At 60.9% G+C, this 12,450-nt stretch carries 13 protein-coding genes; 8 read left to right on the forward strand and 5 right to left on the reverse strand.

Translation table 11 applies throughout. The features are described 5' to 3' along the window. Positions 1-7 precede the first annotated feature (7 nt). Positions 8-484, forward strand: coding sequence for a protein-export chaperone SecB (gene secB / locus EXZ48_RS21285; protein ID WP_023513443.1), 477 nt, complete (start codon positions 8-10; stop codon positions 482-484). 83 nt (positions 485-567) lie between these two features. On the opposite strand, the gene dnaQ is transcribed toward secB, so the two are convergent. The 5 genes from dnaQ to EXZ48_RS21310 are packed head-to-tail and all read right to left on the reverse strand — an operon-like array spanning position 568 to position 4,155. Next, on the reverse strand, positions 568-1,272 hold the full coding sequence (gene dnaQ / locus EXZ48_RS21290) for a DNA polymerase III subunit epsilon (RefSeq protein WP_130518096.1): 705 nt from the start codon (positions 1,270-1,272) through the stop codon (positions 568-570). Beyond that, positions 1,272-1,862, reverse strand: a complete 591-nt coding sequence (coaE, locus tag EXZ48_RS21295; protein WP_130518098.1) for a dephospho-CoA kinase — start codon at positions 1,860-1,862, stop codon at positions 1,272-1,274. The genes dnaQ and coaE overlap by 1 nt, the downstream gene beginning before the upstream one ends. Next, the gene (locus EXZ48_RS21300) at positions 1,862-2,719 is read right to left on the reverse strand and encodes a shikimate dehydrogenase (RefSeq protein ID WP_130518100.1); all 858 of its coding nucleotides are present in this window, start codon (positions 2,717-2,719) and stop codon (positions 1,862-1,864) included. Before EXZ48_RS21300 ends, coaE begins: the two co-directional genes overlap by 1 nt. Continuing rightward, positions 2,712-3,308, reverse strand: coding sequence for a Maf-like protein (locus tag EXZ48_RS21305; protein ID WP_130518102.1), 597 nt, complete (start codon positions 3,306-3,308; stop codon positions 2,712-2,714). Before EXZ48_RS21305 ends, EXZ48_RS21300 begins: the two co-directional genes overlap by 8 nt. A 25-nt stretch (positions 3,309-3,333) precedes the next feature. Next, positions 3,334-4,155: a pyruvate, water dikinase regulatory protein gene (locus EXZ48_RS21310; RefSeq protein WP_130518104.1), complete on the reverse strand. Its 822-nt coding sequence runs from the start codon at positions 4,153-4,155 to the stop codon at positions 3,334-3,336. A 404-nt stretch (positions 4,156-4,559) separates the two neighbouring features. Here EXZ48_RS21310 and hemE point away from each other — a divergent pair, with 404 nt between their 5' ends. The 7 genes from hemE to EXZ48_RS21345 all read left to right on the forward strand — a co-directional run bounded on the left by hemE (position 4,560) and on the right by EXZ48_RS21345 (position 12,431). After that, complete coding sequence (gene hemE, locus EXZ48_RS21315) at positions 4,560-5,594, forward strand: uroporphyrinogen decarboxylase (protein WP_130518106.1); 1,035 nt, start codon at positions 4,560-4,562, stop codon at positions 5,592-5,594. Continuing rightward, positions 5,591-6,130, forward strand: a complete 540-nt coding sequence (gene hemJ / locus EXZ48_RS21320; RefSeq protein WP_023517181.1) for a protoporphyrinogen oxidase HemJ — start codon at positions 5,591-5,593, stop codon at positions 6,128-6,130. The genes hemE and hemJ overlap by 4 nt, the downstream gene beginning before the upstream one ends. 186 nt (positions 6,131-6,316) lie before the next feature. Beyond that, positions 6,317-7,582, forward strand: coding sequence for a transcription termination factor Rho (gene rho / locus EXZ48_RS21325; protein WP_024271281.1), 1,266 nt, complete (start codon positions 6,317-6,319; stop codon positions 7,580-7,582). Between the two features lie 127 nt (positions 7,583-7,709). Further along, positions 7,710-9,035 carry a tRNA uridine-5-carboxymethylaminomethyl(34) synthesis GTPase MnmE gene (mnmE, locus tag EXZ48_RS21330; RefSeq protein WP_130518108.1) on the forward strand — a complete coding sequence of 442 codons (1,326 nt, stop codon included), beginning with the start codon at positions 7,710-7,712 and terminating at the stop codon, positions 9,033-9,035. A gap of 66 nt (positions 9,036-9,101) precedes the next feature. Next, positions 9,102-10,991 carry a tRNA uridine-5-carboxymethylaminomethyl(34) synthesis enzyme MnmG gene (mnmG, locus tag EXZ48_RS21335; protein ID WP_130518110.1) on the forward strand — a complete coding sequence of 630 codons (1,890 nt, stop codon included), beginning with the start codon at positions 9,102-9,104 and terminating at the stop codon, positions 10,989-10,991. Continuing rightward, positions 10,988-11,623, forward strand: coding sequence for a 16S rRNA (guanine(527)-N(7))-methyltransferase RsmG (rsmG, locus tag EXZ48_RS21340; RefSeq protein ID WP_130518112.1), 636 nt, complete (start codon positions 10,988-10,990; stop codon positions 11,621-11,623). The genes mnmG and rsmG overlap by 4 nt, the downstream gene beginning before the upstream one ends. Positions 11,624-11,636: 13 nt before the next feature. After that, positions 11,637-12,431: a ParA family protein gene (locus EXZ48_RS21345; protein WP_130518114.1), complete on the forward strand. Its 795-nt coding sequence runs from the start codon at positions 11,637-11,639 to the stop codon at positions 12,429-12,431. Positions 12,432-12,450: the final 19 nt, after the last annotated feature.

The raw sequence follows: 12,450 nt of genomic DNA on the forward strand, positions 1-12,450 counted from the left end.
TACTTCCATGACTGACGCAGCAACCGAGAACAACGCCGCGAGCCCCTCGCTCAATATCCTGGCGCAGTACGTGAAGGACTTCTCCTTCGAAAACCCGGGTGCTCCGCGGTCGCTCCAGGCCCGTGACAAGGCGCCGGCGATCAACATCAGCGTCAACGTCAATGCCAATCCGCTCTCCGAGACGGACTTCGACGTCATTCTTTCGCTGAACGCGGAAGCCAAGGACGGCGACAAGATGCTCTTCAACGCCGAGCTCGCCTATGGCGGCGTCTTCCGCGTCACCGGCTTCCCGCAGGAGCACATGCTGCCGGTTCTCTTCATCGAGTGCCCGCGCCTGCTCTTCCCCTTCGCTCGCCAGATCATCTCCGACGCAACCCGCAACGGCGGCTTCCCGCCGCTGATGATCGACCCGATCGACTTTGCGCAGATGTTCACCCAGCGCATGGCCGAAGAACAGGTCAAGGCCAAGGTCAACGCCAACTAAGGCAGAAAACCTCACTCCAAAGAAAACGCCCGGCCACCAGGTGACCGGGCGTTTTCTTTTGTCTCAGGGAAGCTGAGCCGGATTCACCCGCCGTATTTCGCCCAGATTGCCTTGTCGCCCATCTTCTGCACCATGGTGCCATGAGCAGCGCTCTCCTCTTCGGAAAGGCGGGAGGCAAGCGGCTTCGGCCTGACACCGAGCGGCAGAACGACATCGTCCTCCATCTCGACCAGCGCCCGGCGACCGCTTTCCGCCATGCCGAGCCCCAGCGCCGCCTGCCGGCCGCCGATCATCTCGATATAGACTTCGGCGAGAAGCTCGGAATCGAGCAGGGCGCCGTGTTTCGTACGGTGCGAATTGTCGATCCCGTAGCGCCGGCAGAGCGCATCGAGCGAGTTCGGTCCCATCGGATGCTTGCGGCGCGCCAGCGCCAGCGTGTCCGTCACCTTCTCCTGCAGGATCGGCGGCAGACCGATGCGTTCGAACTCCGCATTGATGAAACCCATATCGAAGTTGGCATTGTGAGCCACCCAGCGGGCATCGCCGAAGAAGTCGAGAATCTGCTGTGCGAGATCGGCGAAGGGCGGCTTGTCCTTGAGAAACTCGTCCGTGATACCGTGCACGGCAAGCGCATCCGGATGCACCTTGCGGTCGCCGGGGCTGACGAAGAGGTGCAGCGTGCGGCCAGTCGGAAAATGGTTCTCCAGCTCGACGCCGCCGATTTCGATGACGCGGTCGAGCTTGTTGTCGAGGCCGGTCGTTTCCGTATCGAAGATGATCTCGCGCATCAGTCCTCTTGTCCCTTCAGGCTTTCGACAATCTCTTCCACCGCTTTGCGCGCCGCTTCAAGTCCCCTACCGGTATCGATGAGGAAATCGGCGCGCCTGCGTTTTTCGGCGTCCGGCATCTGGCGCGACAGGATGAGCTGGAATTTTTCCTCCGTCATGCCCGGGCGGGCGAGCACGCGCTGTCTCTGTATATCGGGATCGCAGGTGACGACGACAACCTTGTCCACCCGCCCCTCGCCCCCCGTCTCGTAAAGAAGCGGGATGTCGAGCAAAACGAGTGGCGAACCACGATCCCGTTCCGCATCGAGAAAGGCCTTTTCCCGCGCGCGCACGAGCGGATGGATGATCGCCTCCAAAGCAGCGAAGCGGTCCGGGAACCGCGCAAGCGTCGCCGATAGCGTCTTGCGATCGATGACCCCCTCCTTGAGCGCTTCCGGGAAGCGTTCGGCAACCGGAGCGACGGCATCGGTGCGGTAGAGATCGTGCACCGTCGCATCCGCATCGTGCACCGGCACGCCAAGATCGTGGAACATTGCCGCGGTGGTCGACTTGCCCGTTCCGATCGATCCGGTAAGGCCGAGCACGATCATCAGTGCGCCTCCATGTCCGCGAGGATCAACCGGCGCAGGTTCATATCGACGGTGGGCCGGACACCGAACCATTTTTCAAAACCCGGCGCCGCCTGGTGCAGCAACATGCCGAGGCCGTCGACCGTGGCGAACCCTTGCTCGGCCGCCTGGCGCAGGATGGGAGTGACCAGCGGCACATAGACGATGTCGGTCACGACAGCGCCCCCTGCCAGCGGCGAGAAGTCGAAATCCGGTGCCGCCTCGCCATCCATACCAAGCGACGTCGTGTTGACGAAGAGCCCCGCACCCGCCGAGACCTCTTGCAAGGCAGCCATGGCGTGGGCATGCACCTTCGCTCCGAACCGATCGGCGAGCTCCTGCGCCCGCCCCAGAGTGCGGTTGACGACATGGATTTCGCCGATGCCGCGATCGCGCACCGCCTGGATGATCGCCCGGCTGGCGCCGCCAGCCCCGAGAATAACAGCACGATCCGTCCTGTCCCATCCCGGTGAAGCGGCATCGAGATTGGCAAGAAAACCGAAACCGTCGGTGTTGGTCGCGTGCAGCCGGCCCTCGTCCAGCCAGAGCGTGTTCGACGCACCGAGTTCTTCGCTCAATGCATCCGGCCGGTCGGCAAGCGCGAAGGCCGTTTCCTTGTGCGGGATGGTGACATTGCCGCCAACGAAGCCGGATTCTGCACTCTTCAGCCGGCAAATGAAGCCGGCGAAGTCTTCGGGTGAAACCTCCTGCCGCGTGTAGGATCCCTGCAATCCCAACGTTTTTAGCCAGAAGCCATGGATCAGTGGCGAGCGCGAATGTTTGACCGGGTAGCCCGTCACGAAGGCGTGGCGAACGAATGTTTCACGTGAATCATGCATCGATGGCACCGAGATCGCGAAGTTTAGCCAGCAACGGAAGCAGCGGCAGGCCGAGAATGGTGAAGTAGTCTCCGTCGATCCGCTCGAAGAGCTGCACGCCCTCTCCCTCGAGCTGATAGGCTCCGACACTTGCCAGAACCCGCGTGCCGACCTGGGCCAGATGTCGATCGATGAAAGCATCCGAGAGCGGGCGCATTGTCAGATGCGCGATGGAAACGTGGCTCCACAATGTCGCGCCGTCCTGCACCAAAGCAATGCCGCAGTTGAGGGAATGGGTGCGGCCGGACATCGCCTGAAGATGAGTCCTGGCTTCCGCCATGTCGGCCGGCTTGTGAAACACACGCCCTTCCAGGGACAATGTCTGGTCGGAGCCGATGACGAGCGCACCGGGGCGACCCCTTGCGACATCCAGCGCCTTTTCGGTCGCCAGCGTCTCGGCAACCTGCTGCGGCGTCGGCTTGCGGGCGGCAAGCGCCGTTTCGACCGCACGCTCATCGATGGCGGCCGCCTCGGTTTCAAAAGCAAGGCCGGCATTTTCCATCAGCATGCGGCGAAAGGGGCTCTGCGAGGCGAGGATCAGCAGTGTCATGAAAATCTCCGTTTGCCGCTCCGGGTTACCGAAGCTTCGGGCGAAGAGCAACGATGGCGGCGGCCGTTTCCTCGATCGAGCGCCGGGTAACGTCGATGATCGGCCAGTTGTTGCGCGCGCAGATGGCGCGCGCATATTTCAGCTCCTCGGAAATCTGCGCCCTGTCGACATAGTCATCGCCGCGAAAATCCTGCGTCTGGCCGAGCACCCGGTTCTGCCGCACCTGGGCAATGCGATCCGTTGTGGCGATCAGCCCGACGATCAGCGGTTTCGCCGCCACCGCCAACCGCTCCGGAAGCGGTACGCCAAGCACGATCGGCACATTGGCGGTCTTGATGCCACGATTGGCGAGATAGATGCTCGTCGGTGTCTTCGAGGTTCGACTGATGCCGATGAGAATGACGTCCGCCTCGTCCAGATCGGCGGGCAACTGCCCGTCATCGTGATCCATCGTGAAATTCAGGGCGTCGATGCGCGCGAAATACTCCGCGTTCATCACATGCTGCGCACCGACCCGCCGCCGCGACGGTGCACCGAGATAGGACTGGAAGAGATCGATGACCGGTTCGAGAACGGAAACGCAGGGCACGCCCATCTCCCGGCAACGCTGGTCGATGATCTCGGACAGCTCCCGGTCGACGATCGTATAGAGCACGATCCCCGGCGCACCATCGATGGCGTCGAGCACAGGCATGAGCTGCTTGCGGTTGCGGATCAGCGGATAAACGTGTTCGAGCGCCTGGGATGATTGGAATTGCGCCGCGGCCGCCCGCCCTGCGGCAATCAGCGTCTCGCCCGTCGAGTCCGATATCAGGTGCAGATGGAAGTAGTTTTTGGTGCTTTCCACAATATCCTCCGCCCCCTGTTGATGAACCGGGAGAACGGTGAGCTAAGAACGGCAGGGACCCAGAGGCAAGGGGATAACTGCCATTTTGTCCACAATCCGCGGGAGACGGGACGAGGATTCACGGTGCATGTGGATAAGACTCATGACACGGCAAAGTGTCGCGCTTCTCCACACGTCATCCACAGGAAGGCTTTCCATGCGACATCAAGAATCCTCTTGATTCAAAATGACGAATCCGGTTTTCCGCCTTCCAGGCCAGAAATATCTCTGTGCACATTGCTTTTTCCCCAGCACTGCCGGCAAGGCTGTATCCCTGTGGAGAGGATTTAATCCTTGATAGTCACCGACTCTAAGAAATAGAAACCTTTTCAAAGAGATTATTTAAAGATTGGGAGAACCCCGCGGTGTCTGCGAAAAACCGGAAGATCGTCGATGTCCTGAACGGGAAGACGGTCTCCCCTCCTCCTCTCTGGCTGATGCGCCAGGCCGGACGGTATCTGCCGGAATATCGGCAGACGCGCGCGGCAGCAGGAAGCTTCCTCGATCTCTGTTATTCGCCGGAGCTGGCGACGGAGGTAACGCTGCAACCGATCCGTCGCTACGGTTTCGACGCTGCAATCCTGTTTTCCGATATCCTCGTCATTCCCGATGCCCTGAAGCGCAATGTCCGCTTCGAGGAGGGTCATGGCCCTCGTCTCGACCCGATCGATCCGGATGGTATTCTCGCCCTGAAGACAGACGGGGTCGCAGAGCACCTCAGACCGGTCATAGAGGCGGTTGGCCGCATTCGGGGTGCCCTGCCCGAGAAAACGGCGCTGCTCGGCTTCTGCGGGGCGCCCTGGACCGTCGCCACCTACATGATCGCCGGCCATGGTACCCCGGATCAGGCGCCCGCGCGTCTTTTCGCCTACAAGGAGCCGCGCGCCTTCGCGCATCTGCTCGATGTGCTTGCCGAACTCTCGGCTGACTACCTCGTGGCACAGATCGATGCCGGCGCCGATGCGGTACAGATCTTCGATTCCTGGGCTGGCGTTCTCGGCGAGCGGGAGTTTGCCGATTTTGCCGTCCGCCCGGTGCACAGGATCATTGCGTCGGTGAAGGCCCGCCGTCCGCAGGCCAAGGTCATTGCCTTCGCCAAGGGGGCAGGCCTGCAGCTGAAATCCTACCGGCAGCAGACCGGCGCCGATGCCATCGGCCTCGACTGGTCCGTGCCGCTCTCCGTTGCGGCCGACTTGCAGAAGGAGGGTCCCGTCCAGGGAAATCTCGATCCGATGCGTGTCGTTGCCGGCGGCGCGGCGCTTGATGAGGGCATCGATGCCATTCTGCAGGTGCTCGGCAACGGGCCGCTGATCTTCAATCTCGGCCACGGGATCACGCCGCAGGCGGATCCGGACAACGTCACGCGCCTTGTGGCGCGTGTGCGCGGAGGGGCGCGGTGAGCGAGAAACAGGCGGGCGAGAGCGCCGGGCGCCGGGCGCGGCTGCGGGCCGCAGTGGCGCTCGCCGTCTTTGCGCTGCTGGCGCTTCTTCTCGTTCTCTATCCGCCCGAGGATCTCTATCTCTGGATCAAGGCGTTGCACATCATCGCCGTCATCTCCTGGATGGCGGGTCTGCTCTACCTGCCGCGGCTCTTCGTCTACCACACGGATGCCCCGCCCGGCTCGGCCGAGGCTGAGGTCTTCAAGGTGATGGAGCGGCGGCTCTACCGGGTCATCATGCAGCCCGCGATGGGCCTTTCCTGGTTGCTCGGTCTCTATCTCGCCTGGTCGGTCTATGGTTTCCAGGGCGGCTGGCTGCATGCCAAGCTTGCCTTCGTCGTGCTGCTCTCGGCTGTGCATCAGTTCTACGGCCGCGCCGTGAGGGCCTTTGCCGAGGATCGCAACACGAAGACAGGCCGTCAGTGGCGGCTTTGGAACGAGGCGCCGGCGCTTCTGATGATCCTCATCGTCATCCTGGTCGTCGTGAAGCCGTTTTAGGCCCTCTGCGGCAAAACGGATGAAATTCCGATGCCCCCTTGCGGGCCAGCACCGGAACCGCTATTTTCCGCGCATCTCATCTTTCGTGGCATGTGTATTCGTTCAGTGAACTGCACCGTTCCCCCGCAGTTCGGCCTTGACCCGCACGCCTTTTCCCATCCCGATGACAGCCAGCATGGACCATTCATGGCCGAAATGAAGCTACAAGACCTCAAGAACAAGACTCCGACCGACCTCCTTGCTTTTGCCGAATCGCTCGAGGTCGAGAACGCGAGCACGATGCGCAAGCAGGAACTGATGTTTGCGATCCTGAAGATGCTGGCCGCGCAGGACGTGGAAATCATCGGCGAAGGTGTGGTCGAAGTGCTGCAGGACGGTTTCGGCTTCCTGCGTTCGGCCAATGCGAACTATCTGCCGGGCCCCGACGACATCTACATCTCGCCCTCCCAGATTCGCCGCTTCTCGCTGAAGACCGGCGATACCGTGGAGGGCCCGATCCGCGGCCCGAAGGAAGGTGAACGCTATTTCGCGTTGCTGAAGGTCAACACGATCAATTTCGACGATCCGGAAAAGATCCGTCACAAGGTTCACTTCGACAACCTGACGCCGCTCTACCCGAACGAGCGCTTCAAGATGGAACTCGAGATCCCCACCTCGAAGGATCTTTCTCCGCGTGTCATCGATCTCGTCGCCCCGCTCGGCAAGGGCCAGCGCGGCCTCATCGTCGCACCGCCGCGGACGGGTAAGACGGTTCTCCTGCAGAACATCGCCCATTCGATCACCGCCAACCATCCCGAATGTTATCTCATCGTCCTCTTGATCGACGAGCGTCCGGAGGAAGTGACGGACATGCAGCGTTCGGTGCGGGGGGAAGTTGTTTCCTCGACCTTCGACGAACCGGCGACGCGCCATGTGCAGGTCGCCGAAATGGTCATCGAGAAGGCGAAGCGTCTCGTCGAGCACGGCCGCGACGTCGTCATCCTGCTGGATTCGATCACCCGTCTCGGCCGCGCTTACAACACCGTCGTTCCGTCCTCGGGCAAGGTGCTGACGGGTGGCGTCGACGCGAATGCGTTGCAGCGCCCGAAGCGCTTCTTCGGCGCGGCGCGCAATATCGAGGAAGGCGGTTCGCTGACCATCATCGCGACCGCGCTGATCGATACAGGCAGCCGCATGGATGAAGTGATCTTCGAAGAGTTCAAGGGCACCGGCAACTCGGAAATCGTCCTTGATCGCAAGGTTGCCGACAAGCGCATCTTCCCGGCGATGGACATTCTCAAGTCCGGCACGCGCAAGGAAGACCTTCTGGTGCCCCGCCAGGATCTCCAGAAGATTTTCGTCCTGCGCCGCATTCTCGCCCCGATGGGCACGACGGATGCGATCGAATTCCTGATCGACAAGCTGAAGCAGACGAAGAACAATGGCGACTTCTTCGACTCGATGAACACGTAAGCGACACGCCTCGTCGTCGTTACGCTGCATGGTCCCGCCGCAAGCCGGGACCATTTTCGTTTGAAGTGGGAAAATTCGATTCTTTCCCGAAATGGATTTATCGATTCGTACCCGGAATAATGAGACCATGCATTCCACGGACACGATCTTTGCCCTTTCGAGCGGCGGCCTGCCCTCCGGCGTGGCGGTGATTCGCCTGAGCGGTTCGGCCAGCGGAGCAGCGGTTCAGACCCTGTGTGGTCGCCAGCCGGAGGAGCGGCGTGCCTCCCTTTGTTCGATTCGAAACCGGAACGGTGAGACGCTCGACAAGGGCCTGGTGCTGTTTTTTCCGGGTCCGAGCTCCTTCACGGGGGAGGATTGCGCGGAGCTTCAGATCCACGGGGGGCGCGCGACGGTCAAGGCAGTGCTGGCGGAACTGGCCGGGATGGTTGGTTTGCGGGCGGCTGAGGCCGGAGAATTTTCCCGCCGGGCCTTTTTGAATGGTCGTATTGATCTGGTGGAGGTCGAGGGCCTTGCCGATTTGATCGTCGCCGAGACGGAGATGCAGCGCCGCTTGGCGGCAGAGCAATCGTCCGGCGGGCTCTCGAAGCTTTACGATTCGTGGGCGAAACGACTAACGCATGCTCGCGCGATGATCGAGGCAGAGCTGGATTTTGCCGATGAAGATGATGTGCCTGGTTCCGTAGCAAGCAGCGTCTGGACGGATATGCGGTGCTTGGAGCAGGAAATCCTTAACCATCTCTCCGGTGCCAGAGTCGGGGAGATTGTCCGTGACGGCCTAAAAGTGGTGATTGCCGGCCCGCCGAATGCCGGCAAGTCGAGCCTGCTGAACCATCTGGCGCGACGCGATGTGGCGATCGTCACGGAGATTCCCGGGACGACGCGGGATGTCCTGCACGTCGATCTCGACCTCGACGGCTTCGCTGTTCGGCTGTATGATACCGCTGGCTTGCGGAATACGGACGATCTTGTCGAGCAAGAAGGTATCCGGCGCACGCGGCGCTCGATGGCGGAAGCCGATCTGGTTCTTCTCCTGTCCGCGGAAGGAGACTTCGATTGGACAACCTTCGTCAACGGCTATAGCGGCCCTGTTGTTCGCGTCCGGACCAAGGCTGATCTACGGGATGACGCATTGCCCAATTCGGGCGCTGATGTCGTCATCTCGGTTCAAACGGGGCAGGGTATTGCCGAGCTTCTTGATCGTGTGGGTACCCATCTGCCGGATCTAGGCGAGGCAAATGCTCTGGCATTGCCAACCCGTCAGCGCCACACGGACAATCTGATCATGGCGCGCAATCACGTTGAATCCGCTCTGGAGGCGGACGAGCGGGGCCTGGACATACAGGCCGAATATCTTCGATTGGCCGGACAGGCACTGGGTCGGGTCACGGGACGGGTGGACGTGGAAAATCTGCTCGATGTGATCTTTTCGGAATTTTGCATAGGCAAATGATTCACGTGAAACAGCACAACGTACACGAGTCGCTTTGTACGTTTCACGTGAAACAGGTGGTGCGGGATGATAGAAGAAATGAAATATGATGTGGTGGTGATCGGGGGTGGACATGCCGGCGTGGAGGCGGCTGCGGCCGCAGCGCGCTTCGGCGCACGAACGGCCCTTCTGACCCACAAGGCGTCGACGATCGGGGTCATGTCCTGTAACCCTGCGATTGGCGGTTTGGGCAAAGGGCATCTCGTTCGTGAGGTGGATGCCCTCGACGGATTGATGGGACGGGTCGCAGATCGTGCAGGCATTCAGTTTCGCTTGCTGAACCGTCGCAAAGGCCCCGCTGTACGCGGCCCGCGTACACAAGCCGACCGAAAGCTCTATCGCGAAGCCATGCAGGCAGAGATTGCGCAGCTTTCCGGCCTGACGGTTGTGGAGGGGGATGCTTATGATCTGAACTGCAGGGATGGCCGGATCGCCGGAGTCGTCCTGAAAGACGGGCGGCAGCTCGCTTGTGCCGCCGTCGTTATCACAACAGGCACGTTTCTACGCGGACTTATTCATATCGGCTCCGAAAAAATCCCGGCCGGTCGGGTCGGTGAAGAGCCTTCTTTGGGGCTCTCCGCGACATTCGAACATCTGGGTTTCAAACTTGGTCGCCTGAAGACCGGTACGCCCGCACGGTTGGATGGCCGCACCATCGATTGGGCCGCGGTCGGGCGCCAAGCGGCGGACGCAGAACCGGTGCCATTCTCCTTCATGACGGACCGCATCGTCACACCGCAGATCGAATGCGGTGTGACGCGAACAACGTCGGCAACTCATCGCATCATTGAAGAGAATATCGGCCAATCGGCGATGTATTCCGGCCAGATCGAAGGTGTCGGTCCTCGCTATTGCCCCTCCATCGAGGACAAGATCGTCAAGTTCGGGGAGCGCGACGGTCATCAGATCTTCCTTGAACCGGAGGGTCTTGATGATGACACCGTCTATCCAAACGGGATTTCGACGTCGCTGCCGGCGGATGTGCAGCAGGCTTTCATTCACACGATCCCGGGCCTGGAGCGCGCCCGTATCCTGCAGCCGGGCTATGCGATCGAGTACGACCATGTTGATCCGCGGGAACTGTCGGCCACCTTGGAAGCGCGGCGCCGGGCCGGACTTTTCCTGGCCGGACAGATCAATGGCACGACCGGTTATGAGGAAGCAGCGGCGCAGGGGTTGGTGGCCGGCTTGAATGCGGCGCGCCGGGCGGCAGGCATGGACGGCCACGTCTTCAGCCGTACGGATAGCTACATCGGCGTCATGATCGATGATCTGACATCGCGTGGTGTTACCGAACCCTATCGCATGTTCACCTCGCGGGCGGAGTACCGCCTTTCGTTGCGCGCAGACAATGCCGATGTGCGTTTGACGCCGGCGGGAATGGCGCTTGGCGTGGTCGGCGCGGATCGACGGCAGCGTTTTGATCAATGGTCTGCGGAGATGCTGGTTGCGCGCGAAAGGCTCGCGGCCTTGAGGCTCTCGCCGAACGAAGCTGCGGGCAAGGGCATCCGGATCAACCAGGACGGCGTGCGCCGTACCGCCTATGATTTGCTGGCCTATCCGGATATCGACTTCGCCCGGTTGGCGGCAGTCTGGCCGGAGCTTGAAATCTTTTCGCCACGGGTTCGGGATGCTGTCGAGATTGAGGCCAGCTATGCGGTCTATATGAACCGGCAGGAGGCCGATATCGCTGAGGCACGTCGGGAGGAAGAACGCGGAATTCCCGCAGGGTTCGATTTCAGTGCCCTGCCCGGCCTTTCCATCGAACTCCAGCAGAAACTGGCTGTGGCCCGACCGTCGAATCTGGCGCAGGCGGCGCGGGTGGACGGCATGACACCAGCAGCACTGACACTTCTGCTCGCCTATCTCAAGCGTGTGCCCGATACGGCATCGATACAACGGACTGCTAGTGCATGAGCAACTTGCCTCGAGAATTTTCCCGTCTGAATGTTTCACGTGAAACGGAAGACCGGTTGAAACTCTTTGTTGCCCTGTTTCAGAAATGGGCCAAGACCATCAATCTGGTGGCCCCTTCGACATTGGCCGAAGTCTGGAGCCGGCATATCGTCGATAGCGTACAGATTTATGCACAGTGCCCCGGTCCCCGTGTCTGGGCCGATCTTGGCAGCGGTGGCGGCTTTCCGGGCATTGTCACCGGCATTCTGTTGGCGGGGGTGGGTGACGGATGGGTCCATCTGGTTGAGAGCAACAACAAGAAGGCTGCTTTTCTGCGAACCGCTATTTTGGAGACGGGCGCTCGCGCCTCGGTTCATGCGATTCGTATCGGAGAGGCGCCTGCAGTGATCGAGCATTGCGATGCGATCTCCGCCCGGGCGCTGGCGGATCTGGATCTTCTGATGGATTTCGGGCTGCCGTGGGCGGAGCGCAACCCGGACCTCAAGTTTTTCCTCCACAAAGGCCGGGATTATCGGCGGGAGGTCGAGAAAGCGCATGGAAGGTGGAGATTCGATCTGGTAAAACATGCCAGTGTCGTCGAGCCGGACTCGGTAGTGCTCGAAATCTCGAAGCTTTCGCGAAAACGCGAGTGATTGGCGGATCTCCATGGCAGGCGAAAAGAACCGGATCATCACCATTGCAAACCAGAAGGGTGGCGTGGGGAAGACGACGACCGCGATCAACCTCGCTACGGCACTGGCTGCCATCGGCGAGCGTGTGCTGATCGTCGATCTGGACCCGCAGGGCAATGCCAGCACGGGTCTCGGAATAGATCGCCGCAACCGTGAGCTCTCCTCCTATGACCTGTTGATCGGTAGCCACGGCGTTGCCGAGACGGTGTTGCCGACGGCGGTTCCCAATCTGGCGATCATTCCGTCGACGATGGATCTCCTTGGTATCGAGATGGAGATCGCGCAGCAGAACGACCGCGTCTTCCGGCTGCGGCGGGCGTTGGCATCGGCGGAGGCGCTGTCTTACTCTTACGTGCTGGTCGATTGCCCCCCCTCTTTCAATCTCCTGACCATGAATGCGCTTGCCGCGGCTCATTCCGTGCTGGTTCCGCTGCAATGCGAATTCTTCGCGCTGGAGGGCCTCAGTCAGCTGCTGGAGACGGTGGATCAGGTGCGTCGCACCGTCAATCCGTATCTCGATATCCAGGGTATCGTGCTGACGATGTTCGACTCGCGCAACAATCTTGCGCAGCAGGTCGTCAACGATGTGCGCATGCATCTCGGCGAAAAGGTTTATCACACGCTCATTCCGCGCAATGTGCGCGTTTCCGAAGCGCCTTCCTATGGCAAGCCGGCAATTCTCTATGATCTTAAATGCGCCGGAAGCCAGGCCTATCTTCAGCTCGCCTCCGAGGTGATTCAGCGTGAGAGGCAGCGTCGGGCTGCCTGATTCCAGTATCCGTGAGTAG

It is taken from the genome of Shinella sp. JR1-6, from assembly GCF_004284735.1.
Classification (GTDB): domain Bacteria; phylum Pseudomonadota; class Alphaproteobacteria; order Rhizobiales; family Rhizobiaceae; genus Shinella.

Coding starts and splice junctions, on each gene's coding strand:
- secB (WP_023513443.1), top strand. CDS start 8: ATGACTGACGCAGCAACCGAGAACAACGCCGCGAGCCCCTCGCTCAAT.
- dnaQ (WP_130518096.1), bottom strand. CDS start 1,272: ATGCGCGAGATCATCTTCGATACGGAAACGACCGGCCTCGACAACAAG.
- coaE (WP_130518098.1), bottom strand. CDS start 1,862: ATGATCGTGCTCGGCCTTACCGGATCGATCGGAACGGGCAAGTCGACC.
- EXZ48_RS21300 (WP_130518100.1), bottom strand. CDS start 2,719: ATGCATGATTCACGTGAAACATTCGTTCGCCACGCCTTCGTGACGGGC.
- EXZ48_RS21305 (WP_130518102.1), bottom strand. CDS start 3,308: ATGACACTGCTGATCCTCGCCTCGCAGAGCCCCTTTCGCCGCATGCTG.
- rho (WP_024271281.1), top strand. CDS start 6,317: ATGGCCGAAATGAAGCTACAAGACCTCAAGAACAAGACTCCGACCGAC.
- mnmE (WP_130518108.1), top strand. CDS start 7,710: ATGCATTCCACGGACACGATCTTTGCCCTTTCGAGCGGCGGCCTGCCC.
- mnmG (WP_130518110.1), top strand. CDS start 9,102: ATGATAGAAGAAATGAAATATGATGTGGTGGTGATCGGGGGTGGACAT.
- rsmG (WP_130518112.1), top strand. CDS start 10,988: ATGAGCAACTTGCCTCGAGAATTTTCCCGTCTGAATGTTTCACGTGAA.
- EXZ48_RS21345 (WP_130518114.1), top strand. CDS start 11,637: ATGGCAGGCGAAAAGAACCGGATCATCACCATTGCAAACCAGAAGGGT.